Consider the following 25,086-nt stretch of genomic DNA (forward strand, 5'->3'; position numbering starts at 1 on the left):
GCGTCACATGAAGCGGCGCGCGGTGGTGGCCGGACTCCTCTCCGTCGCCAGCGCGGGCTGTACCGACCGCCTCCACGACGTGGCGGCCTCGACGCCGCGAGACCTCGCGGTCCGGAGCCGGTACGTCGACGGCGACCCGCTCGTCGAGGGGCAGAGCGTGCGCTCGCTCCCCGAGGGGCTTCTGACTCACGCCGCCTCCTTCCGGTCGGAGTCGGAGGCGACGGCGGCGGTCCTCCCCGACCGCTCGGAGACGCTGGCGTTCGTCGAGGCCACGTCGTTCGTCGACGACGGCGGCGAGTCTGTGCTCGTCGCCGCCCAGCGGCTCACCGCGCCCGAGGTCGAGCTCCGGCTCGGCGCGATCAGCCGAACCGGGGACCACTCGCTCCGCGTCGCCGTCGACGTGGCGGGCGTCCGCGGCGAGGTCCAGACCGACGACCCCGTGGTCAAGACGCTCCTCCTGCGGCTGACGGACGAGCGGGGGCCGCCCGAGCGCGTCGTCGTCTCGATCGAGGGCGACCGGGCCGGCGTGACGGTGTGAGGCGGAGGAGCCCCGAGCGGTGAGTCCACCGGTCCGACCCGTTCGCGTCCCGCGATCGTTTAGTGGCTCGGCGGTCTCCCGCCGATATGGCATCCCTTCGTCGTCGCCTCCTCGGCGCCGCGCTGCTCGCAGCCGCCGCGGCCGCGTTCGGGGTCGCAGCGACCGTCGCGCCCGTGATCGTCCCCGAGGCCGGGACCGCGTCCGGTAACCCCGACCTCGTCGTGCCCTCTCCGGTCTCGCTGTTGGCCGCGCCCGCGCTCCTCGCGGTCGGATCGGTGTTGCTGGTCTCCGGGGGAGCCACGCTCCTCGACGCCGACCTCTCCGCGCGCGCCGCCCTCCTCGCGCCCGCGCTCGGCGCCGTCGTCGCGCTCGCGCTCGGCACCGGGATCGGTACGGACTTCGGGGCACCCCTCGCCGCGTTCGCCGCCTCGGAGGCGCTCGCGACGCTGAGCGCCGGTCCGCCCGGCACGATCGCGGCCGGCGCCGTCGCCGGAGCGACGGTGGCACCGGTGGTCCGCGCCGCGACCACGGAGGACACGGTGACGCTGCTCGTCGGCGCGACCCTGCTGCTCGCGTCGGTCGCGGCCGCGTCGGCCGACCCGCTCGCGCTCGCGACCGGGGGCGTCGCCGGCGCGCTCGCGGTGGGCGCGCTCTGGGCGGTCGACCCGGCGACGTGGCGGCCCTGACCTCGCGGTCGCTACCGGAGTTGGAGCCGGCGGCGGCGCGATAACTCCCTTCTCGGCGATCGATCCGACCGCGTGAGAGGCGAAGTCCGCCGCGTGTTCGGAGTCGGTACGCCGCGCTCTCCGCACGCCGTTATACAATCTAAATTGTTTTACTGAAATTCTGTTGGTAATATTTATCCCGGTGGAGCCGGAGGTGTCTGACACGGTTCGAACGGTGGACGCCGCCGATCGCGGTCGATAGCCGCGCTCTCGCGGCGATCGGAACGCGACCCGCGAGTGGCGACGCTGTCGACGCTCCGCGGCGGATCGGTCTCGATCGGTCCGCGGCGGAGCGGACCCGGACGAGCCGGACGAACCGGAGACACCATGAGCACGACGACACACGACACCGCGGTTCGCGACCTGCTCGACCGCGCTCGGGCGGGCCACGAGGACGTATTGAACGACGACGAACGCGACCGGATCGCCGACGAGGTCGAACGGGCGCTGTACGACGGCGCCGATCCCGGAGAGGTGGCCGAGGCGACGGTCGACGCGCTCACGGCGCGCATCGAACGCGACCCCGCCTACGACGCCGCCGCCGCTCGCGTCGCTCGGGAGGACTACTTCAGACGGGTGACCGGCGAGCGGCCGCCCGAAGGCGACGACGCGCTCGCGGCGGCGTACCGCGACTCCTTCCGCGGGGCGATCGCCCGAGGGCTCGACGCCGACCTGCTCGACGAGCGGATGGGCGAGTACGACCTCGACCGGCTCGCCGACGCGATCGAGCCGGGGCGGGACGCCCTCTTCGACTACACCGCGCTCGACACGCTCGAGCAGCGGTACTACCTCCGGGAGGCGGACGCGGAGCCGTTCGAGCTCCCACAGGTGTTCTGGATGCGGGTCGCGATGGGCGTCGCGCTCCGCGAGGAGGAGTCCGAGCGCGAGGCCCGCGCCGAGGAGTTCTACGAGGTCCTCTCGACGCTGCGGTTCGTCCACTCCACGCCGACGCTGTTCCACGCCGGGACGACCCACCCCCAGCTCTCCTCGTGTTACCTCACGACCGTTCCGGACGATCTGGAGGGGATCTTCGACGCGTACAAGGAACACGCGACGCTCTCGAAGTGGTCCGGCGGGCTCGGCAACGACTGGACTCCGCTGCGGGCCGACGGCGCGCTGGTCTCCTCGACCGGTGTCGAGTCGACCGGCACGGTGCCGTTCCTCAAGATCTCGAACGACGTGACCGGCGCGATCAACCGGTCCGGGAAGCGCCGGGGGGCCGCGGCCGCCTACCTCGAGGCGTGGCACCTCGACTTCCCGGCGTTCATCGACCTCCGCCGGAACACCGGCGACGAGCGCCGCCGCACGCACGACATGAACACCGCCGCGTGGGTGCCCGACCTGTTCATGGAGCGCGTCGAGGACGACGCGGAGTGGACGCTGTTCTCCCCGGACGAGGTGCCCGACCTGCACGGCGCGTACGGCGAGGAGTTCGAGAGACTGTACGAGGCGTACGAGGAGGCCGCCGAAAACGGCGAACTCCGGCAGTACGAGACGGTCGACGCGAGCGAGCTCTGGCGCGAGACGCTCACGCGGCTGTTCGAGACGGGCCACCCGTGGATCACGTTCAAGGACCCGTGTAACGTCCGGTCGCCGCAGGACCACGTCGGCGTCGTCAACTCCTCGAACCTCTGTACGGAGATCACGCTCAACACGAGCGACGAGGAGACCGCCGTCTGCAACCTCGGCTCGGTGAATCTCGCGCGCCACATGACGTTCCGCGGTGACGCGGAGGCGCACCCCGCGCCCGACGACGTCGCGGTCGCGGCGCGGAGCGGCGGAGACGGCTCCGGGAACGCGACCGAGACGGCGGACCCTCCCCTCGATCTCGGCGCCGACGGCGACGCCGCCGAGCTCGACGCCGAGCTGTTCGCCGACACCGCCGAGACGGCGATGCGGATGCTCGACAACGTCGTCGATCTCAACTTCTACCCGACGGAGAAGGCCGAGCGCTCCAACATGCGGCACCGACCGATCGGGCTCGGAATGATGGGGTTCCACGAGGCGCTCCAGCTCGCCCGCGTCCCGATGAACTCCGAGCGCGCGCTCGGATTCGCCGGGAAGGCCGGCGAGCTACTGGGGTACCACGCGATCGACAACTCTGCCAAGCTGGCGGCCGAGCGCGGCGCCTACGAGACGTTCGAGGGGTCGAAGTGGGACCGCGACCTCCTGCCGCAGGACACCCTCGACCTGCTGGCCGACGAGCGCGACCGGGAGGTCCCGGTCGACCGCGAGGAGACGCTCGACTGGGACGCGGTCCGCGAGCGGATCGCCGACCACGGGATGCGCAACTCCAACACCACCGCGGTGGCGCCGACGGCGACGATCTCCACCATCGCCGGCACCTCGCCGTCGATCGAGCCGCTGTACTCGAACCTCTACGTCAAATCGAACATGTCTGGCGACTTCACCGTCGTCAACGAGCGACTCGTCGCCGACCTCAAGGCCGAGGGCCAGTGGGGCGCCGAGGCCCTCGACCGCCTGAAGTACCGCGACGGCGCGGTCGGCGACCTCGACCTGCCCGGCGACCTCTCGGACCTCTACCGCGGCGCCTTCGAGATCGACCCGCGCCACCAGCTCCGGCTCACCGCGCGGCGCGGCGCGTGGATCGACCAGAGCCAGTCGCACAACGTCTTCTTCCCGTCGACCGACGGCTCGTTGCTCGCCGACGTGTACGAGACCGCGTGGGAGTGCGGGCTGAAGACGACGTACTACCTGCGCACCCTCGGTGCGTCGAGCATCGAACAGTCGACGCTCGACATGGCCGAGTACGACGACACGCAGTCGCGCGGCGGGGACGGTGATTCCGACGGCGGGTCCGGGTTCGGCGACGAGCCGGCTTCGGCCGCCGTCGAGTCCGAGGACGACCCGACCGCCGACTCGTCGAGCGCGGCGGGAGACGACCTCCCGACCGTCGAGGACCCGACGTGCGACGCCTGCCAGTAATCAGCCGATTGCCGAACTCACACCACCGATGCCGATACTCAACACCGACAGCCAGCACGACCCGAACAAGATCCTGCCGATACAGTACGACTGGGCCCGCGAGTACTACCGGAACGGCGTCAACAACAACTGGGTCCCCGAGGAGGTCCCGATGGCCGACGACGTCCACCAGTGGGAGAACGACGAGCTCACCGAGGCGGAGCGTCAGCTCGTCGAGTGGAACCTCGGGTTCTTCTCGACGGCGGAGTCGCTGACCGCGAACAACCTCGTGTTGGCGGTGTACGACTACGTCACCGCCCCCGAGTGCCGCCAGTACCTGCTCCGGCAGGCGTACGAGGAGGCGATCCACACGGACACGTTCATCTACTGCTGTGACTCGCTCGGCTTCGAGCCCGAGTACCTGTACGGGATGTACGACCGGATCCCGGCCATCCAACGGAAAGACGAGTTCGTCGTCGACCTGACGCGGTCGATCGACGACCCGTCGTTCACCGTCGAGACCGACGAGGACGTGCGGGAGCTCCTCCGAGACCTCGTCGGCTTCTACGTGATCATGGAGGGGATATTCTTCTACGCCGGCTTCGCGATGATGCTCGCGCTGAAGCGGCGCGGGAAGATGGTCGGGGTCGGCGAGCAGTTCGAGTACATCATGCGCGACGAGTCGCTCCACCTCAACTTCGGGGTCGACCTGATCAACACGATCCGCGAGGAGAACCCCGGCGTCTGGACGGCCGAGTTCGAGGCGGAGATCGACGAGCTGATCCGCGAGGCCGTCGAACTGGAGTCGACCTACGCCGAGGAGGCGTGCCCGCCGGACCTCATGGGAATGTCCGCCGAGGGGTTCGTCGAGTACGTCGAGTACGTCGCCGACCGCCGGCTCACCCAGCTGGGCATGGACGAGCGGTTCGGCACGGAGAACCCGTTCCCGTGGATGTCCGAGGCGGTCGATCTGAACCGCGAGGCCAACTTCTTCGAGCGGCAGGTCACCGAGTACCAGTCCGGCGGGTCGCTGGACTGGTAGGCGGTCGGCGGCGGCGCGTCGATCAGTCGCCCGGTCGCTCGCTTTCGGTCTCCAGTTCGATGTCGCGGTCGGCCTCGCGGGTCTCCTCCGCCTGCCGGGCGAGGTCGACGTCGCGGGCCGTGTCCGCGTCGCGGGTCTCGTCGGTCCGCAGGTCGCTGTCGGCCACCGTGTCGAGCTGTTCGAGCGCGCTCTCGATGTCCTCCAAGCCGAGCATCTTCTCCGTCTCCTCGTCGAACTCCAAGCTCGCTAACCCCTCCATCTGCTGCACGTCGGAGCCGGAGAGGGCCTTGCCGTAGCGGCCGACGAGGCTGGTGAGTTCCTGCGGGAGGACGAACGTGGTGGACTCGCCTTTCCCGATCTCCTCTAAGGTCTCCATGCCGCGCTCGATGATGGCGCGCTCGCCCATCGACTCGGCNCGAACGTGGTGGACTCGCCTTTCCCGATCTCCTCTAAGGTCTCCATGCCGCGCTCGATGATGGCGCGCTCGCCCATCGACTCGGCGGAGCGCGCGCGGAGGACAGTGGAGATGGCGTCGCCCTGCGCCTCGAGGATCTGGCTCTGTTTCTCCCCCTGCGCGCGGATGATGTTCGACTGCTTGTCACCCTCGGCCTGCTCGACCGCGGAGCGGCGTTCCCCCTGCGCTTCGAGGATCATCGCGCGCCGGCGACGCTCCGCGCCCGTCTGTTGCTCCATCGCGCGCTGGACCTCCTGCGAGGGGCTCACCTCGCGGACCTCGACGGCCTCGACGCGGATCCCCCACTCGTCGGTCGGCTCGTCCAGCTCCTCGTTGATGCGGTCGTTGATCTGGTCCCGGCGCGAGAGCGTGTCGTCGAGTTCCATGTCGCCGAGGACGGCGCGGAGGGTGGTCTGCGCGAGGTTCGAGACGGCGTTCTTGTAGTCGTCGACCTCTAGGAAGGCCTTCTTCGCGTCCATCACCTTGATGTAGACGACCGCGTCCGCGGTCACCGGCGAGTTGTCCCGCGTGATCGCCTCCTGCTGCGGGACGTCGAGCGTCTGCGTCCGCATGTCGAACGCGTACGTGCGGGAGACGAACGGCGGGATGAGGTGGACGCCGGGTTCGAGGAGCTTCCGGAACTCGCCGAACACCGTGAGCGCCTCCTTGTCGTAGGCGTCGACGATCTCGACCGCGCTGACGACCGTCACGGCCGCCAGCAACACCGCGAGCGCCGCGACGCCGAAGACGAGGCTCTGACTGAGGAGGGCGAAGCCGACGAGCAGGGCGGCGCCGAGCGCCGTGTACTGCCAGACGGAATCGGGGATGCCGCCCATCGCGTCCTCCAACTCGAAGGAATCGCCGCGCGGACCTTGGGTTCCCATGGCTAACGTTACGTTTCAACGCTGTTAACGGTTCGCACGAGACGGGGGCGCTCGGGCCGAAACCGACCGGGAGGTCGTTGCCGCCCCGTCTCCGAGATACCGGAAACGGCCGCAACATCGGGCGGCTTTACAACTTCGGCGCACGGAGCCGCTCGTATGGCATCCGACGACGACAACGACCGCGAGTTCCGCACCCGAAGCGTCCACGCCGGCTCCGATCCGGACCCGGCCACCGGCGCGCGCGCCACGCCCATCTACCAGACGACCTCCTACGAGTTCGAGGACGCCGACCACGCGGCCCGGCTGTTCGCGCTGGAGGAGGCCGGCAACGTCTACTCGCGGATCATGAACCCGACGAACGCCGCCCTCGAAGAGCGGATCGCCTCCCTCGAGAACGGCGTGGGCGCGGTCGCCACGTCGTCGGGGATGGCCGCGCTCGATCTGGCGACGTTCATGCTCGCGTCCGCGGGCGACAACGTCGTGTCGTCGTCCGCGCTGTACGGCGGTACGTACACCTACCTCACCCACTCGGTCGAGCGCCGGGGGGTCTCGACCCGCTTCGTCGACCCGCTCGACTACGAGGGGTACGCCGACGCCATCGACGGCGACACCGCCTACGTCCACCTCGAGACCATCGGGAACCCCGCCCTCGTCACGCCCGACATCCAGCGGATCGCCGACATCGCCCACGAGCACGGCGCCCCGCTGTTCGTCGACAACACGTTCGCGACGCCCTACCTCTGCCGCCCCCTCGACCACGGCGCGGACCTCGTCTGGGAGTCGACGACGAAGTGGCTCACGGGCAACGGGACCACGGTCGGCGGGATCTTGGTCGACGGCGGCTCGTTCCCGTGGGCCGAGCACGCAGAGAAGTACCCCGAGATCGCGCAGGACAACCCCGCGTACCACGGGATCAACTACGTCGAGGCGTTCGGCGAGGCGGCGTTCACGTTCGCCGCGGTCACCCGCGGGCTGCGCGACCTCGGCGACCAGCAGTCGCCGTTCGACGCGTGGAACACCCTCCAGCAGACCGAGTCGCTCCCGCTCCGGATGGAGCGCCACTGCGAGAACGCCGGGATCGTCGCCGAGTACCTCGACGAGCACGAGGACGTGGCGTGGGTGAACTACCCCGGGCTGGAGAGCCACGAGACCCACGAGGAGGCGAGCGAGTACTTGCAGGGCGGCTACGGCGGCATGATCACCTTCGGGCTTGAGGGCGGCTACGAGGCCGCGAAGGGGACGGTCGAGAACGCCGACCTCGCCTCGCTGCTCGCGAACGTCGGCGACGCGAAGACGCTCGTCATCCACCCGGCGTCGACCACTCACCAGCAGTTGACCGAAGAAGAGCAGGAGGCGGCAGGCGTCACCGGCGACATGGTACGGCTCTCGGTCGGTATCGAGGACCCGGCCGACATCGTCGCCGACCTCGAGGCGGCGATCGAGCGCGCGTCGGCGTAGTCGGCCGCGAGACAGCCGGTTTCCCTTATAAATCGTCCGTGTCGAACTTCCAGAGCCCGGCCAGCGGCGGCGCGATCGTCCAGAACACGAGCATCGACACCGCCGATATCTGCTGATTGACGGCCTCGCCCGAGAGCAGCTGGCCGCCGAGGAACGCGTTGGACAGCAGTTCGACCCCGGTTATCGGGTTCGCGACCTGCAGGAACACGCTGATCTGCTGTTGCGAGACCGGCAGGGGACCGATCAGTCCCGCGTCGCCCGCGGCACCGAGGAACCGCCCGGTGATGGCACCCCACAGCATCACGAACAGGACGTAGGTCGCGACCCCACCGATCAGCGCCTGTCGCTGCGTCCTCGCCGCGGCCGAGCAGCCGACCGCGATCGCGACGAAGACGACGCCGAGGACCGCGGCGAAGACCGTGTACCCGAGGTACGACCCGACGTTGAACGCCTGGATGTACCCGAGCTGAGCGAGCGCGAACAGTACGACTGCCGGGAGGAGGAAGCCGGCGAACACGGCGAGCGACAGCGCGGCGCCGCGCCCGGCGACCTTTCCGAAGACCACGTCGGCGCGCGAGTGCGGCAGCGACAGGAGCAGCTTCAGCGAGCCCGACTCGCGCTCGCCGCTGACGGCGTTGTACCCGACGACGACGCCCACGAGCGGGACGAGCGTCGTCACGAGGAAGGGGCCGACGGCGGCGCTCAACAGGAACTCAGTCGCGAACTGCTCGCCCGGCGGCGCGAAGACGTACGCGAAGACGGCGACGAGCAGCGAGAACAGCGCCACGAGGATCAACATCCCGCGGGAGCGCACGGTGTCCTGGAAGTCCTTCTCCGCGATGGCGGGGAGGCTCATCGGCCCACCTCCTCGTGCTCGTCGGTGTCGTCGGCGTCGCCGGTGTCACCGATATCGCCGGCATCGGCCTCGTCGGTGTCGTCGACCCCCTCCTCCCCCGGATCCTCGCCGCCCGCACCAGGCGCGTCGCCCTCCGTGTACGCCAAGAAGAGGTCCTCCAGCGACGCCTCGCGGGTGTGGAAGTCGGCGACGGCGACGCCGGCGTCCTCCAGCGCGCCGATGACGCGCGTCTTCGCGCCGTCGGCGCAGCTCACGACGAGCGCGTCGCCGTCGCGGTCGACGCGGCTCACGCCGTCGAGGTCGCGGACCGCGGCCACCGCGTCGGCGTCCGCGTCGTCGCCCACCGCGATCTCTAGCGTCTCCTCGCCGCCGACGGCCTCGCGGAGCCCCGCCACGGAGTCCTCGGCGACGAGGTCGCCCTCGCGGAGGATGCCGACGCGGTCGCAGACGGCCTCGACCTGTTCGAGGATGTGCGAGGAGAAGAAGACGGTCGCGCCGCGGTCGGCCTCGGCCCGGACGATCTCGCGCATCTCCTTCGCGCCCGCCGGGTCCAGCCCGGAGGAGGGTTCGTCGAGGATGAGCAGGTCGGGGTCGCCGGCGAGCGCCATCGCCAAGGCGAGCCGCTGGCGCATCCCCTTCGAGTAGCCGCCGGCCGTGCGGCCGGCGTCGTCGAGGAGCCCGACGCGGTCGAGGAGGGCGTCCGGGTCGTCGTCAGCCTCCTTCGACCGGACCGCGAACTCGACGTGTTGGCGCCCCGTGAGCCGGTCGTACACGGAAAAGCCGTCGGGGAGCACGCCGGTGCGTTGGCGGATCGCGACGCCGTCGGCCGTGGCGTCCTGTTCGAGCACGCGCACCGTCCCCGCGGTCGGGCGAACGAGGTCGAGCACCATGTCGATCGTCGTCGACTTGCCGGCGCCGTTCGGACCGAGGAAGCCGTACACCTCGCCCTCCTCCACGGTGAGATCGAGGTCACGAACGGCCGTGACGTCGGCGAACTCCTTCGTCACGCCCCGCAGTTCGATGGCGGTCATACCACCTCGTTCCCGCGTCGCCGGATAAAGGGTTGCGGGTTCGCTACTCGTCCCCCTCGGGCGGCCACGCCACCCCGCGCTCCGCGAGAAGCTCGGCGAACTCGCCCTCGTCGAGCAAGGGCACGCCCTCCGCGTCGGCGTCGTTTCGCTTCGACCGCCCGGGGCTCTCGCCGGCGACGAGGTAGTCGGTGTTGCCGGAGACGCTCGACGTGGCGTTCGCGCCGTGCGCCTCCACGTGCGCCTGCGCCTCCCCCCGCGTCGTCGAGAGCGACCCGGTGAACACGAACGTCAGGCCGTCGAGCGCCTCGCCGGCGTCGACGTCGACCGATTCCGGGTCGACGCCGCGCTCGCGGAGCCCCTCGATCGCCGCCCGGTTCTCCTCGGTGTCGAGGAACGTCCGGATCGACTCGGCCACCTCGGGGCCAACGTCGTCGACGGCGCGGAGCTCGTCCCCGTCGGCGTCGATGATCGCGTCGAGGTCGCCGAAGTGCGCCGCCAGCGCCCGGGCCGTCGTCGCGCCCACGTCGGGGATCCCGAGCCCGGCGAGGAAGTCGTCGAGCGGTGGCTCCCTCGTCGCCTCCAGCTCCGCGATCAGGTTCTCGGCGCTCGTCTCGCCCCACCCCTCCAGCGCGGCGAGGTCGTCGACCGCGAGGTCGTAGAGGTCGGGCAGCGACTCGACGAGTTCGGCCTCGCGGAGCTGTTCGACGCGTTCCGGGCCGAGCCCCTCGATATCGAGCGCGTCTCGGCGCGCCCAGTGTTCGATCGCCCGATCCAGCTGCGCCGGGCACCCGAGCCCGCCGGTACAGAACGCGAGGGGGCCGTCGCGCTCGACGGGGGCGTCGCAGATCGGACAGCTCTCGGGGAAGGCGTAGGTCCCCTCGGAGCGCTTCTCGACCACCTCGGGGACGTAGGGGATCACGTCGCCGGCGCGGTAGATCCGCACGCGGTCGCCGACGTTCACGCCGAGCGCCTCGATCTCGGCGGGGTTGTGGAGGGTCGCTCTCGAGACGGTGACGCCGCCCACGTCGACCGGGTCGAGCTCGGCGACGGGAGTGAGCCGACCCGTCCGGCCCACCTGCACCGTGACCCCCTCGACCGTGGTCGTCGCGGTCCGCGGCGGGAACTTGTACGCGAACGCCCAGCGCGGCGCCCGCGCGGTCGACCCGAGCGCCTCGCGGTGCGCGCGGTCGTCGACGGCGATCACGACGCCGTCGATCGCGTAGTTCAGCCCCTCGCGGTCGGCCATGAGGCGGTCGCGGTAGTCGAGCGCGCCCTCGATGTCGGGGACGCGCTCGACCCGGTCGGCGCGCCGGAGGCCGAACGCGTCGAACGCGTCGAACTCCGCCCAGTGGGTGCCGGGGCGGTCCGGGGGGCCGGATTCGGGGCCGTCCTCGCCTCGCGCCGTCCCCTCGCCGTCCGTCTCCCACGCCAACACGTCGAAGAAGAACACGTCGAGGGGGCGCTCCGCGACGACCGACGGGTCGAGCTGACGGAGGGTGCCGGCGGCGGCGTTACGGGGGTTCGCGAACGGCTCCTCGCCGCGCTCGATCAGCTCCTCGTTGTACGCCTCGAACGCGTCGCGGGGCATGTAGGCCTCGCCGCGGACCGCGAGCCGGGAGGGCGGGTCGCCGCGTAGCTTTCCGGGGACGGACCGGATCGTCCGGATCTGCTCGGTCACGTCGTCGCCCGCGGTCCCGTCGCCGCGGGTGGCGGCGCGGGCGTACTCGCCGTCCTCGTACACGACCTCGACGGAGAGCCCGTCGAACTTCGGCTCGCAGACGTACTCGACCCCGCCCGGGTCGAACCCCTCGGCGTCGAGCCCCTTCCGCACGCGCTCGTCGAACGCTCGGACCGCCTCCGCGTCGGTCGAGTTGTCGATGGAGCGCATCGGCGCGACGTGCTCGACCGTCTCCAGCTCGTCGAGGGGTCGGCCGCCGATCCGGCGGGTGGGGGAGTTCTCGGTCGGGAGGTCGAACGCGTCCTCGAGCTCCCGCAGCCGGGCGAACAGCCGGTCGTACGCCTCGTCGGGGACCAGCGGATCGGCCTCCACGTAGTACCGGTGGTCGTGCTCGCGGACCGCCGCGCGGAGCAGCGACGCCTGCTCGGCGGCCTCGTCCTCGGAGAGCGACGCGACCGGTTCGAAGTCGGTCGGCGGCGACTCGACGTAGGGGTTCTCGTCCGGGTCCGCGTGCCGGGGCGTCGACCCGGAGTGCGCGCTCGTCATCGACTGATCGTTGCGTCGGCTCGGGTTAAAAACGAGCGTTCGGGGGCGGTCGACCGCGCGGCGGGACCGTCGCACGGTCGACGTCGCGAGCGGCGGCCGCGCGTCCCTACGCGCGTCCCTACGCGACCCGATCGCCCGCGGCGAACACCGCTTTCGGCTCCTGCCACGCGGTCACGTCCTCCGTGGGGTCGGCGTCGAGGACGACGAGGTCGGCGCGGTACCCCGCCTCGACTCGCCCCACGTCGTCGAGCCCGAGGAGGTCGGCGGCGTTGACGGTGGCGGCCTCCAGCGCGCGCTCCGGCGAGAGGCCGTAGTCGACCATGTACGCCAGCTCCCGCGGGATGTCCGCGAAGAAGTTGAACGGGGTGCCGGCGTCGGTCCCCATCGCGACGGGGACGCCGGCGGCGAGCGCGTGGTCCCACGCGTCGTCGAAGCGGTCGGCCGCGTCCTCGGCCTTTTCCACCGCGTCCGCGGGAATCCCGGCCTCGACGCCGTTGTCGACGATCCCGCGGAGCGCGCTCGCGGTCGGGACCCAGTAGGTCCCGCGCTCGGCCATCATCTCGGCGGCCTCGCGGTCCATGAACGTGCCGTGCTCGATACTGGAGATCCCCGCTTCGACCGCGTTCTTGATCCCGACCTCTCCGTGGGCGTGAGCCGCGGTGGGCGTGTCCGTCGGCGCGGCGGCGTCGGTGAACGCAGCCAGCTCCTCGGGGGTCAACTCGGGGGCGCCCGTCACCGCGCCCTCGGTGAGGACGCCGCCCGTCGCCATGCACTTGAGCACGTCCGCGCCCGCCTTCAGCTGCTCGCGGGCGGCCTTCCGGATCTCGCTTGGCCCGTCAGCTTCGCGCCCGAACCAGTTGCCGTGGCCGCCGGTCATGATCACGTTGCGGCCGCACGCGAGGACGCGCGGGCCGTCTATGTCGCCGGCGGCGACCGCCTCGCCCGCGTCGAGCGCGAGCGTCCCGCGGCTGCCCAGATCGCGGACCGTCGTGACCCCCGCTTCGAGGGCGTCTCGGAGGTTGCCGGCCGCACGGTAGCTCGCGGTGTAGTCGCTGTCGGAGACCGCGGTGGCCACGTCGGGCCGCCCGTCCATCATGACGTGGACGTGCGCGTCGATCAGCCCCGGCGCGACCACCGATCCACTCGCGTCGGTCTCGGCGTCGACCGCCTCCTCGCCGCCGATCTCCTCGACCGCGTCCGGCCCGACCGCGACGATCTCGCCGTCCGCGACGGCGACGTCGCCCTCGCGGGTCCCGTCGGCGTCGACCACCCGTCCGCCTCGAAGCACGTGCATGCCCTCACAGGGGGGCGTTCGATCCGTAAACGCTCGGGTCGCGGTACCGCTGCGCACGGGTTCGTGTCTCTGACCCATACACATATCCGGGTGGGTTGAGACGGCTACCCATGGCAAGCGATGAACAGCGATCGTCCGGCGGGCTGTACGAGCGGCGCATCGGGACGCCGACGACCGACGACGAGGTGAACGGGTTCTGGCTGTTTGGGTTCGGCGTGCTGCTCGGACTGGCCGGGGTCGTCCTCTTCTTCCTCACGGAGTCGGCGACGACCGCCCGCGGGCTCGCGTACGCGCTCGCGGCGCTGGCCCCGCCGTTCGTCATGCTCGGCGCGGTGATCCGCTTCCCGCTCCGCCGATCGGGGACGTTCTTCGGGTACCTCGGGACGACGGTCAGCGTCATCGGCGTGGTCTGGTTCGTGAACATCTTCCCGGGCGGCTGGTCCACCACCTCCGGCGAGCCGACCGTGATCGCCGTGTACGGTGCCGGACTCGCGCTCATCGGGCTCGCGGGGACGGTCGTCCCGCTGCTGTCCGACCCGGTCCGTGAGGACTACGAGCGGATGCGGGGCGCGGCGGTGGCCGCGACGACCGAACGCGACGAGACGAGCACGGAGTTGGAGGCGACCGAGTCGGAGTTGGAGGCGGTTCGAGAGGAACTGCAGACGACCGAATCGGCGCTCGCAGAGATCCGCGAGGAGCTCTCGGAGACGGAGTCGGCGCTCGACGCGGCCCGCGCGGAGACGGCGGCGCTGCGGGAGAGCAAGGCGCGGTTCGAGCTGTTCGAGGACGCGGGCGGGAAGCCGCGCTGGCGGCTCCGCCACCGCAACGGCAACGTGATCGCGACCGCCGGACAGGGGTACAGCAGCCGCGGCAAGGCCCAGAAGGGGCTCCACAGCGTCCGGCGGAACGCGCTCGGCGCCGGGATCCTCCGGATCGAGACGTCGATCGCGGAGGCCGATTCGGTCGCCGCCGACGACGGCCCCGAGCCCGCGGACGCCGCGGACCCGGACGTGGCCGTCCCGAGCGAGGACGAGGCGAGCGCGAGCGCGGCGACCTTCGAGCTGTTCGAGGACGCGGGCGGCGACTGGCGCTGGCGGCTCCGCCACGACAACGGGAACGTCATCGGCGACTCGGGCGAGGGGTACGCCTCCAAGTCGAACGCGAAGCGCGCGCTCGGCCGGGTCCGCGAGCACGTCGCCGCCGCGGACTACCTCCGGGTCGACCCGACCGCCTTCGAGATGTTCCGCGACGCGGCCGGCGAGTGGCGCTGGCGGCTCATCCACGAGAACGGGAACGTGCTGGCCGACTCCGGCGAGGGGTACTCCTCGCGCTCGAAGGCCCGGCAGGGGCTCGACAGCGTGCGGTCGAACGCCGCCGACGCGGCCCTCGAAGCGGTCGGCGACGACGGCGCGAGCGGTGACGCAGACGGGAGCCCGAACGCGACCTTCGAGCTCTACGAGGACGCGGCCGAGGAGTACCGCTGGCGGCTCCGCCACCGTAACGGCAACATCATCGCCGACTCCGGCGAGGGGTACGGCTCCGAGTCGGGCGCGCGGGACGCGATCGGACGCGTCCGCGAGTACTCCCCCGAAGCCGACGTGTTAGAGGTCGGCAACGCGGCCTTCGAGATCTACGAGGACGCGGGCGGCGAGTGGCGCTGGCGGCTCCGCCACCGCAACGGCAACATCGTCGCCGATTCGGGCGAGGGGTACGCCTCCCGGTCGAACGCGGTCGAAGCCGTCACGGGTGTGAAAGCGAACGCCCCCGGCGCGGCGGCGGAGACGGTCGAGGCGGGGGAGTAGGTCGAGGCGGCGGAGACGGTCGAAGCGGGAGAGTAGGTCGAAGCAGGGGAGCAGGTCGGCGCTGGCCGGGGCGTTTTTCGAGTTCTTTTAAAAGTCGATCAGGACGCCGCGAGGAGCTTCAGGCGCAGGTCCCGCTCGTCGACCTCGTACTTGAACGCCGGGTGGCCGTCGACGAGCACGTAGGGGACGCGCTCGCCGTACTCCGCGGCCAGCTCGGGGTCCTCGTCGAGGTCGACCATGTCGAGGTCGACCGCCACGTCGAGGCCCTCGGCGACCTCCTCGATGGTCTCGCGGGCGACCTCGCACAGCGAGCAGTCCTCGCGGGTGTACACCGTGACGGGCACGGTCTCCGAGGCGTCCGTCTCGCTCATACTCGGCTGTTGGGTCGGCGGCGACGAGTCGCTTTCGATCAATCGGATTCGCGGAGAGTGGTAGCGTCGGAGACATTTCTAAAGCCACAGCCGCTCGCTTATAAGCGGGTGACTGTCTATCGACGGTGGACATCTTCAAAGCCCCAGCCGGGAAGCCGACGTACGCTCGCTGCGCTCCTCACTCGGTCGCTATCGCTCTCTCGTTGCGGTGCTTGCGTCGCCTACGTCGGCTTCCCGGCTGCCCCTTTGAGTCCCGCCCCGCACCGCAACCGCACCTCACACCTCCCCAGCCTCGTCGCCGGCGGCTTCGCCGCCGGCTGCCCGTGGCGCTCTGCGCCACGCTGTCACCGGACTACGTCCGGTTGCAAGCGAGAGCTTCGCTCTCGCCCTGTCGCTGGCGCCGATGGCGCCAGCGACTCCCTCGCGCGGTGCTGCTCGGCCGCGAAGCGGCCTCGCAGGCACGCGCCACCGCGTAGCTGTTTATAAGAGATCGCTCACCGCTGTCGCTGACTCCGGCTACCGTCGTAAGAAAAATCGGGAGATTGAGACCGCGTCGCCGCCGACGACCGACGAGAGCCGAGCCACTTTTTAAGCGATCTTGTCGTACTGCTCGGAGAGCTTCTCTGCGGCCTCGTCGAGCAGGTCGGCCTCGTACTCGTCGAGCTCCCACTCGACGACCTCCTCGACGCCGTTCGAGCCGAGTTTCGCGGGGACGCCGAGCGCGGTGTCCTCGTAGCCGAACTCGCCGTCGAGCACGACCGAACAGGGGAGCACCTCGCCGGTGTCGTTCAGGATGGCCTCGACCGTGTGCGCGACGCCGGTGGCGGGCCCCCACTGCGTGGCGCCCTTCCGACTGATCACGTCCATCGCGGACTCCTGGAGGTCCGCGAGGATCTGCTCTTTCTCGTCGGCGTCGAACTCGGGGTCCCGACCGTCGACGCGCACCTTCGAGAAGACGGGCGCCTGCGCGTCGCCGTGCTCGCCGAGGATCGTCGCCTCGACGTTCCGCACGGGCGCGTCGAACCGTTGAGAGAGGACGTACCGGAAGCGCGCGGAGTCGAGCCGCCCGCCGAAGCCGACCACCTTGTGGCGGTCGCGGTCGCCCGCCTCGTACAGGTGGCGGTTGAGGAGATCCACCGGGTTCGAGGTGGTGACGGTGACGAAGTCGTCGTTGTGCTCGGCCAGCGACGAGCCGATGTCCTCCATGATGGGCGCGTTGTCGCCCGCGAGGTCGATCCGGGTCTGGCCTTCCTGCCGGGGGATGCCGGCCGTGATGACGACCACGTCCGAGCCGGCGGTGTCCGCGTACTCGCCCTGCCGGACGGTCGTGTTCGAGTCGTAGGCGACGCCGTGGTTCGTGTCGGCCGCCTGACCGATCGTCGTCTCGCGCTGGTCCGGGATGTCGACGAAGACGAGCTCGTCGACCACGTCCCGCAGCGCGAGGTTGTACCCGGCCGCGGCACCGACGGTCCCCGCCGCACCGATGACGCTCACTTTCGTCATACCGTGAACTCGGGGTCGGGCGGCGAGTAAACGTTTCGGAACCTCACGAATGTACACGCCGGCGCGACGGGGAGCGTCGCGAAAACTCTAACTCCGGCGGCCGCGCACACCCATTCAGTGCCGACGTTCCGCTACCCGTGTCCCGGCTGTCGGACGACCAACAGCCTCCACGACGCCGACTGCGACTTCGAGGGCGTGAGCTGGCCGACCATCGAGAAGGCGTACACCGACCTGTTGACCGTCCTCACTGCCGAACGCGACGGGATGGCCGAGTCCACGCTGCGCGAGGCGGTCCACGGCGAGTGGAGCGGCCTCCACAAGGCCGCGCTCGGCGCCCTCGAACGCGAGCAGCGCGTCGTCGAAGACGGCGACCGTCTCCGGCTGCTCACCGCCGCGGAGTTCAAGGAGCTCGTCTCCGAGCCCACCCGCGACCCGATGCGCACCGTCTACGAGCACGGCTCCGTCCCCGGCTGCCACGACAACGCCGTCTTCGCGATGGTCGCGTGGTACGAGATGGTCGGGCTCTCGTGGCCCGAGACGCGCGAGAACGTCGTCGACTGGCTCCGCGAGTCGGGCGCGTGGGACCGCGGCGGCTTCGAGGAGTCCTCGCCCGAGGAGCTCGTCGACGCCAAACGTCACGTGTACGACGAGGGCTACGGCTGGAAGGAGAAGGGGCAGTCGGCGAAGCGCGTCATCGAGCGGCACCTGTAGGGCGGGGGACCGACTCCGCTCCCACGCGACCGGCTTTTTAAGTCCGAGCGCGGCGTCTCACCACCGTGACACATCCGGAGGCCGGCGCGGCGTCGATCGAGGGCGACGTCGACGAGATCGACGACAGCGCGGCGGAGACCGGTGACGGCGCTTCGCGACCCCCCGCCGTCGCCAACCCGCGGCGCGCGCTCGCCGTGGTGATCGGCGTCGTCTTCATCGACCTGGTCGGCTTCGGGATCGTGATCCCCATCCTCCCCTTCTACGTGCGGTCGTTCGGCGTCAGCGACGCCTTCATCGGGCTGCTCGCGGCGTCGTACTCGCTCGCGCAGTTCCTCGCCGCGCCCACGCTCGGCCGGCTCTCCGACCGGATCGGGCGCCGGCCGGTCCTGCTCGCGTCGCTCGCGACCGCGGGGGTCGCGTGGGTGACGTTCGGCTACGCCGGCGAGTCGGGCGCGCGCTTCGGGACCGTCGCCGCGCTGGCGACGCTGTTCGCCTCCCGGACGCTCGCCGGGGCGATGGGAGGCAACATCGCCGCCGCGCAGGCGTACGTCGCCGACATCACGCCGCGGGACCGGCGGGCGGGCGCGCTGGGGCTCGTCGGCGCCTCGTTCGCGCTCGGGTTCGTCTTCGGCCCGGCGATCGGCGGCCTGCTCGCCGCCGACGCCGTGGTCGCCCGCGCCGACGCGCTCTTCCCGGCGTTCGTTCCGGCGACGGCGTACTCGCTGCCGAGCTTCGCAGCGGCCGGGATGAGCTTCCTCGCTGTCGGCGTCGGATTCGCCTTCCTCGAGGAGCCGAACCGGACGCGCCCGGCGGCGGAAGTCGGCGGCGGGCGCACCACCGCGATCGGTCAGTTCCGCGACGCGCTCGCCTCGGCGGCGCTCCGGCCGCTGACCCTCGCCTACTTCGTCGTCGCCGTCGCGTTCGCGGGCGTGCAGGTGATGTTCATCCCGTACGTCGCCGACGCGTTCGGCTACGACGCGACCGCCGCGGCGTTCCTGCTCACCTACGTCGGCGTCCTCGGCGCGGTGAACCAGGGCGTCCTCGTCGGCCGGCTCTCGCGGGTCGTTCCCTCGCGCACGCTCGTCGCGGCCGGGTCGGTCGTCCTCGGGGGCGCGCTGGTCGCGATCCCCGCGACCGGGCTCGTCGACCGGGTCGCCCGGGGCGCGGCGCTCGGCGGACCGGCGTGGCTCACGCTCCCGCTGGTCGCGCTGCTCGTCGCGCTCGCGGCGCTCTCGCTCGGGAATGCCCTCGTGAACGTCTCGCTGGCGACGCTCGTCTCCGGGTCGGCCGGCGACGCCGAACAGGGCGCCGCCTTCGGGGTGACGCAGGGCGCGTCGAGCCTCGGTCGAACCGTCGGCCCGCCGCTGATGGCCGTCCTCTACACCGTCGCCGTCGCGTCGCCGTTCCTGATCGGCGCGCTCCTCCTCGTCCCCGTGGCCGTCGCGTTCGGTCGGTCGGCGGAGTGAGCGGGGGATGAGCGCCGAATCGACGAGCCGACCGCGATAGCTTTACGCCGCACGTCTCCCTCGTCACCGACAGATGCTCTCCGACCTCGTCCCCGCGTGGCCCGCCGTCGGCTCGTTCGCCGGCGGGGCGGGGGCGCTCGGGCTCGCGTGGGCGATCCGCGAACACCGGGGGCGCCCCGGCGTCGACTGGTTCCTCGGCGTGTTCGCCGCGCAGGCGACGTGGTGTCTCTCCTACGGGATCGGACTGCTCGTCGCCGACCGGGCCCTCAGGGTCGCGCTGGAGGCGACCGCGTGGCTCGGAATCGTCTGGACCGGCGTCGCCTTCCTCGGCTTCGCGCTGGAGTATACGGGTCGGAGCGACGTGGTCCGGAGCCGCCTCTTCGGTTCCGTGGTCGGCTTCGGGGTCCTCTCGACGCTTCTCCTCGCGACGAACCCGATCCACGGCGCGTTCTGGACCTGTCTCTTATACACATCTCTGATGGCNTCGCCTTGGTCGCGTGGACCCTCGAGCTCGGCCCGGTCCCGCAGCTCCAGCTCGCGCCGGTCATGTTCGTCCCGCACGTGCTGCTGGACGCGTACGCGTTCGACCGCGCGGAGATGTTCGACCGCAACCCGACGACCAGCCGCGCCGCCGAGCGCACCGCGATCGACGACCTGACCGACCCCATCGTCGCGCTCGGGCCCGACCGCCGGGTCGTGCGCCTCAACCCCGCCGCCGAGGCGGTTTTGGGCGTCGACGCCGAGACCGCTCGCGACCGACCCCTCGCCGAGTTCCTCGACCTGCCGGTCGGCGTCGAGGGCGACTCCGAGAGCGATCCGGAAGCGGACGGTACGGAGCCCGACGGCGGGCGCTCCCGCGAGACCGTCGAAGTCGACTCCGCGGTCGGGGCCGGGAGGCGCACCTACGCGGTGTCGACCTCCCGGCTGACCGACCCCAACGGGACTCGTGTCGGGTACACCGTCGTCCTCTCGGACGTCACCGAGCGCGAGCGCCGCCGCCAACAGCTGGAAGTGCTCAACCGGATCTTACGCCACAACCTCCGCAACGACGCCGGGGTCGTCCGCGGCTACGGCGAGATCCTCCGCGACCGCCTCGAGGACCCCGAGCTGGTCCGGATGGCCGACGCGGTCGAGCGCCGCGCCGGCGCGCTGGCCGCGCTCGGCGAGAAGGCCGGCACCGTCGAGCGGCTCGTCTCCGACAAGGAGGCGAGCCCCGTCGCGGTCGACGAACTCGTCGCGTCCGCCGTCGACGACGCGCGCGAGCGCGACCCCGACGCGACCGTCGAGTCGGTGGCGGAAGAGCTCGCCGACGGCGACTGGACCACGCGCGTCAGGGAGGACGCGCTCCGAGCGGTCGTCGAGAACACCGTGGAGAACGCGCTCGACCACCACGACGGCGAGGGGACAGAGCGGGACGACGGGGGAGCGTGGGTGCGGGTCTCGCTCCGGCGGGAGGGTGAGCGGGTGGGAGACGGCGGCAGAGGCGACGACGACGACCGGTTCGTCCTCGTCGTCGAGGACGACGGCCCCGGCGTCCCCGATCACGAGGTCGAGGCGGTCGAGTCCGGCCGGGAGACCGCGCTCGAACACGGCTCGGGGCTCGGCCTCTGGGTCGTCGAGTGGGGCGCCGCGGCGATCGGCGCCGAGGTCGACTACGCCGACCGCGACCCGCGCGGGACCCGGGTGACGGTGTCGATCCCGGTCGTGAACTGATCAGAAGGCGCGCGCCTCACCGTACGCCTGTGCCTTCAGGCGATCGTAGCGCTCCCGCGAGTCGAGCACCCACTTGTACTCGAACCCGGGCGGTGGATTGACCATCCAGTCGAGGAAAGAGCGGGTCTCTTCGACCCCGAAGCGGATCGTTTCGCGGCCGTACGACGGTGAGAGGCCAACCTCCTCGAATAGATTTAAAAGGAAATCCTGACGATCGTCTCGGTGTCGTATCCGTATCGATGCTCTGGGTTCGCCGTGTTCCTGAACATCGAGACACCCGTCACAGACGTACCACATCTTCGCGATCCGTGGCGTCAGCGATAGGCTCTCTGGGAACCGCTTCTCGCCGGATCGGTACCATCGACGAAGTGACCGCATGAACGGGTGAGATCTCGATATGACGGTGTACATATCGTGATAGTTCTCAGCCCTCGCATTTGGACTGAACCCCGATTCACGGTTATTCTGTGCCAGTTCCGCTGCCGTCTTTTTTAAGACGACACCGGTACTCAATATCCCCATCTCGTGGTCGAACCACTCCAAAAATTGCTTATTAACCATGGGGAGACGGAATAACCCGTGAGATCCGTCGTTCGTCTTCGGGACAGATCCATCACCCATGAGACATCCAATGAGGATCTCGCGAAGGTACGTGGGAATCTCGGGGTAGTGACAGCTGCCGCGTGCCCAGTGACTACCGATTCGCTTGAACGACTTTCCGCATTCTGGGCACGTTTCCCTAGGCAATTTAGTCGCTCTGAATGCGGGGGGCTAACATATACGTTGCGTGCCCGAGCCCCTCGGCGAACCCGTAGTGGAGCTTGACCGGGAACTCCTCGCCGAGTTCGATAGTGACCTCGGCGTCGGAGGGGATCGCCTTGTTCATGTCCTTGAGGTAGTCGAGGCTGAACAGCGAGTCGGCGGGGCCGGCGGTGAGCGCGATGAGGTCCTCGCGGGCGAGCCGCAGGTCGACATCGTCGGTGTCGCCCTCCGCCTCGATGAAGAACGCCTCGTCGGTCTCGTCGACGCGCAGGCGGATGTGGTCCGAGACCATGTCGGCGGCGGTGATCCCGCGGTTGATCTGGGCGCCCTCGACGACGATCTCGGAGGCGAGATCGAGGTCGGGGATGTCCGGCTCCTGACGGATGGAGTCGGGGTCGATGAGCGCGAGGGTGTACGAGAGCCCGTCGATCTCGATGTGGAGCTTGCGGGTCTCCTCGTCGAGTTCGAGGTGGATCAGGTCGCCGGAGTTGGCCATGCCGGCGATGTCTTCGAGGCGGGCGAGGTTGACGCCGATGACGCCGCCGTCGGCCTCGTAGGACTCGAACGCGGCGGCTTCGAGGGTGAGATCGACCATGCCGACGTTGGCGGGGTCGACGGCCCGGATGGAGAACTCCTCCTCGTTTAAGCGGATCTTACACTCGTCGACCAACACGCTCACCGAATCGAGCGCGTCCTGTAGCGTCGACGCGCCCACGATGGCCTTGAACATATACGTTCGGCTAGGGCGGTATCACCTAAAAAGGCACCCGATCGGACCGGCCACGGAAACGCTCAAAGCGACCGGATCAGCCGGGCGACGACGACCGCGAGCGTGACCACGGCCCGTACCAGCCGGAGGCGTTCGAGCCGGTATTCGACCGTTTCGGGGTCGCACTCCTCGTCGGGCTCCGAGCGGTCGCGTTCCGGTCGATGGTGTTCCGACCGATCGCGTTCCGGCCGATCGCCCTCCGTCCCCCGGGGAGGGTCGACGCCGTCGTGGTGGCGGTCGTCGCGCCGGTCGGGGTCGTTCCGGTCGTCGCAGTCGCCGCCGTCGGTCGCACTCGGTCCGTCACTGGCGCCGTTCGGCGTCGAGGGTCCGGGAATCTCATCGTGCATGGAACCACCGCGGCCGACTCGCCGGCCGCACGCGACGATACGGTGTTAATTCATAAGTATTCGAGCCGAATGTAAAGTGAAACTGAAAGTCGTCGCGGGCCGGTTCGAATCCGGTTCCGCTCGGCGCTCAGATCAGCGGCTCGACGATGTCGCGGCCCTCGGCGAGGAGGGCGTCGACCGCCTCGTCCGAGTCGGCTTCGGCGTACACCCGGAGCTTCGGCTCGGTGCCCGAGGGGCGGACGAGCAGCCACGAGCCGCTCTCCAGGAGGAGCTTGAACCCGTCGAGGGTCACCACCTTCGCGACGCCCTGACCGGAGACCGACTCGGGGATGTGGTCCTCCAAGTCGCCGAGGACGCCCGCCTTCCGGTCGTCGGGGCAGTCGAGCGACACCTTCCCGGACGCGATGTGGCCGTGTTCGTCGAGCAGGCGGTCGACTCGGTCGTCGAACGGCTCCGCGGCGTGGGTGCCCGCGGCGAGCAGCGACATCAACACGCCGTCCTTCTCGCGGACGTGCCCGCGGAGGGTGAACCCGCCGGACTCCTCGCCGCCGAACAGCGCGTCGTGCTCGCCCATCGCCTCGGCGACCCACTTGAAGCCGACCGGGGTCTCGTACACCTCCTCGCCGTGCGCCTCGGCGATGCGGTCGACGAGGAACGTCGTCGAGACGGTTCTGACGGCGGGCCCGGAGTCGTCCTCGAGCAGCCGGTCGTAGCAGGCGGCGTAGAAGAGGTTGGCGTCGAGCACGCCGCGCTCGGGCGTGACGACCGCGATCCGGTCGGCGTCGCCGTCGTTGGCGATCCCCAGATCCACGTCGCTGTCGGGGTCGGTGACCCGAGCGGCGAGCTCCTCGAGGTGCTCGGCCGAGGGCTCGGGCGAGTCGCCGCCGAAGGTCACGTCGCGCTCGCAGCGCAGGCGGACGACCTCGGCCCCGGCCGACTCGAGGAGCGCGTCGGTGACGCCGCGCCCGCTCCCGTGCATCGCGTCGTACGCGACCGTGAGCCCCTCCAGATCGGCGCCCACGAGGTCGCGGGCCGCGTCGGCATGGTCGCTCACGAGGTCGACCCGCGAGACCTCGCCGCGCTCGGCCTCGGGGAGGAGGTCGGGCTCGGCGAGGCGGTCGACGATGTCCTCGGTCGCGTCCGGGAGCGCGGGCGCGCCGTCGCTCGGGATGAACTTCACGCCGTTGTACTCGGGCGGGTTGTGGGAGGCGGTGACCATGCACGCGCCCGCGAGCCCGCGGTCGACGATGGCGTAGGCGATCACGGGCGTCGGGGCGTCGCGCTCGGGGAGGAGCACGTCGAAGCCGTTGCCGGCGAGGACCTCGGCGAGGCTCTCGGCGAACCCCTCGGAGGTCTCGCGGGCGTCGTAGCCGACCGCGACCGGCTCGTCGTGGCCCGCCGCCTCGAGGTGGTCGGCGACCGCCTGCCCCACGATCCGCACGCGCTCGTCCGTGAAGGTATCGAGCGTCGCCCGCCAGCCGTCCGTACCGAAGGATATCTCGTCCATACCGACCACGTCGGCGGCGGGGACAATAATGCCCGGTGCCGCGCGCGAACCTTGCGGGGCGAGTCGGCGGTAGCGATTTATAACTAACTGCGGCGGCGTCGCCGGTGTTCACCCCCGACCGCCCGCGTTTTTGTCCCCGGACCGCGAACGCGGCGTATGACCCGAATCGCCGCGATCTCCGGCAGCCGCCGGGAGGCGAGCACGACGCGGGCCGCGCTGGCGGTCGCGCTCGACGCCGCGGCCGACGCCGGCGCCGAGACCGACCTGATCGATCTCGGCGCGGTCGACCTCCCGCTGTATCACCCGGACGAAGACGTGCAGGGCGACAGCGAGGCGCTGAAGCGCCGCGTCCGCGAGGCCGACGGCGTCCTCGCCGGCACCCCCGTCTACCGGGGCTCTTTCTCCTCGACGTTTAAGAACTTCCACGACTTCTGCGGCTCGGAGGAGTACGAGCGCACCGCGGTCGGGCTGCTCGCGACCGCCGGTGGGGGCTCCTACGGCGGGACGCTCGAACACCTCCGGTCGACGTTCCGGAACGTCCACGCGTGGACGGTCCCCCACGAGGTCGGGATCGAGGGCGCGTCGAGACGCGTCGAGACCGGCGAGAACCCGCGGATCGTCGACGCCGACGTCAGGCAGCGCACGGAGCGGCTCGGCCGGGTGGTCGTCGAACACGCCGAGCGGCTCCGGCGGTGACGGCGGTG

General features: G+C 70.6%; 19 protein-coding genes and 2 pseudogenes. 10 read left to right on the forward strand and 11 right to left on the reverse strand.

Annotation, left to right across the window (positions count from 1 at the left end):
- Nucleotides 1-7: 7 nt before the first annotated feature.
- From C469_RS08785 to C469_RS08800, 4 genes are all read left to right on the forward strand, one after another.
- A complete protein-coding gene (locus C469_RS08785) occupies nucleotides 8-538 on the forward strand; it encodes a hypothetical protein (RefSeq protein WP_008005797.1) in 531 nt (176 codons plus the stop codon).
- 86 nt (nucleotides 539-624) lie between these two features.
- Nucleotides 625-1,224, forward strand: a complete 600-nt coding sequence (locus C469_RS08790) for a hypothetical protein (RefSeq protein WP_008005799.1) — start codon at nucleotides 625-627, stop codon at nucleotides 1,222-1,224.
- Between the two features lie 366 nt (nucleotides 1,225-1,590).
- A complete protein-coding gene (locus C469_RS08795) occupies nucleotides 1,591-4,209 on the forward strand; it encodes a ribonucleoside-diphosphate reductase subunit alpha (RefSeq protein WP_049911203.1) in 2,619 nt (872 codons plus the stop codon).
- Nucleotides 4,210-4,237: 28 nt separating this feature from the next.
- Entirely contained in the window at nucleotides 4,238-5,230 is a 993-nt protein-coding gene (locus C469_RS08800; protein ID WP_008005803.1) for a ribonucleotide-diphosphate reductase subunit beta, read from the forward strand.
- A 22-nt stretch (nucleotides 5,231-5,252) separates the two neighbouring features.
- Here C469_RS08800 and C469_RS08805 read toward each other — a convergent pair.
- Nucleotides 5,253-6,568: pseudogene (locus C469_RS08805) on the reverse strand (SPFH domain-containing protein).
- Between the two features lie 156 nt (nucleotides 6,569-6,724).
- Between C469_RS08805 and C469_RS08810 the strand changes: the two are divergent.
- Nucleotides 6,725-8,026, forward strand: a complete 1,302-nt coding sequence (locus C469_RS08810) for an O-acetylhomoserine aminocarboxypropyltransferase/cysteine synthase family protein (protein ID WP_008005805.1) — start codon at nucleotides 6,725-6,727, stop codon at nucleotides 8,024-8,026.
- 25 nt (nucleotides 8,027-8,051) lie between these two features.
- Here C469_RS08810 and C469_RS08815 read toward each other — a convergent pair whose 3' ends face one another.
- The 4 genes from C469_RS08815 to C469_RS08830 all read right to left on the reverse strand — a co-directional run bounded on the left by C469_RS08815 (nucleotide 8,052) and on the right by C469_RS08830 (nucleotide 13,431).
- Entirely contained in the window at nucleotides 8,052-8,882 is an 831-nt protein-coding gene (locus tag C469_RS08815) for an ABC transporter permease (RefSeq protein ID WP_008005807.1), read from the reverse strand.
- The gene (locus tag C469_RS08820; RefSeq protein ID WP_008005808.1) at nucleotides 8,879-9,913 is read right to left on the reverse strand and encodes an ABC transporter ATP-binding protein; all 1,035 of its coding nucleotides are present in this window, start codon (nucleotides 9,911-9,913) and stop codon (nucleotides 8,879-8,881) included. The genes C469_RS08815 and C469_RS08820 overlap by 4 nt, the downstream gene beginning before the upstream one ends.
- Nucleotides 9,914-9,956: 43 nt before the next feature.
- The gene (gene ligA / locus C469_RS08825) at nucleotides 9,957-12,137 is read right to left on the reverse strand and encodes an NAD-dependent DNA ligase LigA (protein WP_008005809.1); all 2,181 of its coding nucleotides are present in this window, start codon (nucleotides 12,135-12,137) and stop codon (nucleotides 9,957-9,959) included.
- 118 nt (nucleotides 12,138-12,255) lie between these two features.
- Nucleotides 12,256-13,431, reverse strand: a complete 1,176-nt coding sequence (locus C469_RS08830) for a metal-dependent hydrolase family protein (protein ID WP_008005810.1) — start codon at nucleotides 13,429-13,431, stop codon at nucleotides 12,256-12,258.
- A 110-nt stretch (nucleotides 13,432-13,541) separates the two neighbouring features.
- Here C469_RS08830 and C469_RS08835 point away from each other — a divergent pair, with 110 nt between their 5' ends.
- Nucleotides 13,542-15,233 carry an HVO_2922 family protein gene (locus tag C469_RS08835; protein WP_008005811.1) on the forward strand — a complete coding sequence of 564 codons (1,692 nt, stop codon included), beginning with the start codon at nucleotides 13,542-13,544 and terminating at the stop codon, nucleotides 15,231-15,233.
- Between the two features lie 98 nt (nucleotides 15,234-15,331).
- On the opposite strand, the gene C469_RS08840 is transcribed toward C469_RS08835, so the two are convergent.
- Entirely contained in the window at nucleotides 15,332-15,604 is a 273-nt protein-coding gene (locus tag C469_RS08840) for a glutaredoxin family protein (protein ID WP_008005812.1), read from the reverse strand.
- 588 nt (nucleotides 15,605-16,192) lie between these two features.
- Complete coding sequence (gene mdh, locus C469_RS08845; RefSeq protein WP_008005813.1) at nucleotides 16,193-17,107, reverse strand: malate dehydrogenase; 915 nt, start codon at nucleotides 17,105-17,107, stop codon at nucleotides 16,193-16,195.
- A gap of 117 nt (nucleotides 17,108-17,224) precedes the next feature.
- Here mdh and C469_RS08850 point away from each other — a divergent pair, with 117 nt between their 5' ends.
- From C469_RS08850 to C469_RS08860, 3 genes and pseudogenes are all read left to right on the forward strand, one after another.
- Entirely contained in the window at nucleotides 17,225-17,818 is a 594-nt protein-coding gene (locus C469_RS08850) for a DUF7474 family protein (RefSeq protein WP_008005814.1), read from the forward strand.
- Nucleotides 17,819-17,883: 65 nt separating this feature from the next.
- Nucleotides 17,884-19,284 (forward strand): MFS transporter, encoded by a 1,401-nt coding sequence (locus C469_RS08855; protein ID WP_008005823.1) that lies wholly within the window; start codon nucleotides 17,884-17,886, stop codon nucleotides 19,282-19,284.
- Between the two features lie 73 nt (nucleotides 19,285-19,357).
- Nucleotides 19,358-20,997 (forward strand): annotated as a pseudogene (locus tag C469_RS08860) (histidine kinase N-terminal 7TM domain-containing protein).
- Here C469_RS08860 and C469_RS08865 read toward each other — a convergent pair.
- From C469_RS08865 to C469_RS08880, 4 genes are all read right to left on the reverse strand, one after another.
- Nucleotides 20,998-21,744, reverse strand: a complete 747-nt coding sequence (locus C469_RS08865) for a hypothetical protein (RefSeq protein ID WP_261797446.1) — start codon at nucleotides 21,742-21,744, stop codon at nucleotides 20,998-21,000. It abuts the pseudogene before it with no gap.
- Nucleotide 21,745: 1 nt separating this feature from the next.
- Nucleotides 21,746-22,489: a DNA polymerase sliding clamp gene (locus C469_RS08870; RefSeq protein WP_008005825.1), complete on the reverse strand. Its 744-nt coding sequence runs from the start codon at nucleotides 22,487-22,489 to the stop codon at nucleotides 21,746-21,748.
- Between the two features lie 62 nt (nucleotides 22,490-22,551).
- A complete protein-coding gene (locus C469_RS08875; protein ID WP_008005827.1) occupies nucleotides 22,552-22,875 on the reverse strand; it encodes a hypothetical protein in 324 nt (107 codons plus the stop codon).
- A 127-nt stretch (nucleotides 22,876-23,002) separates the two neighbouring features.
- Entirely contained in the window at nucleotides 23,003-24,382 is a 1,380-nt protein-coding gene (locus tag C469_RS08880; RefSeq protein WP_008005829.1) for a phosphoglucomutase/phosphomannomutase family protein, read from the reverse strand.
- 156 nt (nucleotides 24,383-24,538) lie between these two features.
- On the opposite strand from C469_RS08880, the gene C469_RS08885 reads away from it, so the two are divergent.
- A complete protein-coding gene (locus C469_RS08885) occupies nucleotides 24,539-25,078 on the forward strand; it encodes an NADPH-dependent FMN reductase (protein ID WP_008005831.1) in 540 nt (179 codons plus the stop codon).
- Nucleotides 25,079-25,086 lie beyond the last annotated feature (8 nt).

Source organism: Halorubrum lipolyticum DSM 21995, assembly GCF_000337375.1.
In the GTDB taxonomy this organism is placed as follows: domain Archaea; phylum Halobacteriota; class Halobacteria; order Halobacteriales; family Haloferacaceae; genus Halorubrum; species Halorubrum lipolyticum.

Excerpts from the sequence above, each read along its gene's own strand:
- C469_RS08870 (WP_008005825.1), bottom strand. The coding sequence starts at position 22,489 with ATGTTCAAGGCCATCGTGGGCGCGTCGACGCTACAGGACGCGCTCGAT.
- C469_RS08830 (WP_008005810.1), bottom strand. The coding sequence starts at position 13,431 with ATGCACGTGCTTCGAGGCGGACGGGTGGTCGACGCCGACGGGACCCGC.
- mdh (WP_008005813.1), bottom strand. The coding sequence starts at position 17,107 with ATGACGAAAGTGAGCGTCATCGGTGCGGCGGGGACCGTCGGTGCCGCG.
- C469_RS08885 (WP_008005831.1), top strand. The coding sequence starts at position 24,539 with ATGACCCGAATCGCCGCGATCTCCGGCAGCCGCCGGGAGGCGAGCACG.
- C469_RS08810 (WP_008005805.1), top strand. The coding sequence starts at position 6,725 with ATGGCATCCGACGACGACAACGACCGCGAGTTCCGCACCCGAAGCGTC.
- C469_RS08790 (WP_008005799.1), top strand. The coding sequence starts at position 625 with ATGGCATCCCTTCGTCGTCGCCTCCTCGGCGCCGCGCTGCTCGCAGCC.
- C469_RS08815 (WP_008005807.1), bottom strand. The coding sequence starts at position 8,882 with ATGAGCCTCCCCGCCATCGCGGAGAAGGACTTCCAGGACACCGTGCGC.
- C469_RS08785 (WP_008005797.1), top strand. The coding sequence starts at position 8 with ATGAAGCGGCGCGCGGTGGTGGCCGGACTCCTCTCCGTCGCCAGCGCG.
- C469_RS08800 (WP_008005803.1), top strand. The coding sequence starts at position 4,238 with ATGCCGATACTCAACACCGACAGCCAGCACGACCCGAACAAGATCCTG.
- C469_RS08835 (WP_008005811.1), top strand. The coding sequence starts at position 13,542 with ATGGCAAGCGATGAACAGCGATCGTCCGGCGGGCTGTACGAGCGGCGC.
- C469_RS08840 (WP_008005812.1), bottom strand. The coding sequence starts at position 15,604 with ATGAGCGAGACGGACGCCTCGGAGACCGTGCCCGTCACGGTGTACACC.
- C469_RS08875 (WP_008005827.1), bottom strand. The coding sequence starts at position 22,875 with ATGCACGATGAGATTCCCGGACCCTCGACGCCGAACGGCGCCAGTGAC.
- C469_RS08820 (WP_008005808.1), bottom strand. The coding sequence starts at position 9,913 with ATGACCGCCATCGAACTGCGGGGCGTGACGAAGGAGTTCGCCGACGTC.
- C469_RS08880 (WP_008005829.1), bottom strand. The coding sequence starts at position 24,382 with ATGGACGAGATATCCTTCGGTACGGACGGCTGGCGGGCGACGCTCGAT.
- C469_RS08795 (WP_049911203.1), top strand. The coding sequence starts at position 1,591 with ATGAGCACGACGACACACGACACCGCGGTTCGCGACCTGCTCGACCGC.
- ligA (WP_008005809.1), bottom strand. The coding sequence starts at position 12,137 with ATGACGAGCGCGCACTCCGGGTCGACGCCCCGGCACGCGGACCCGGAC.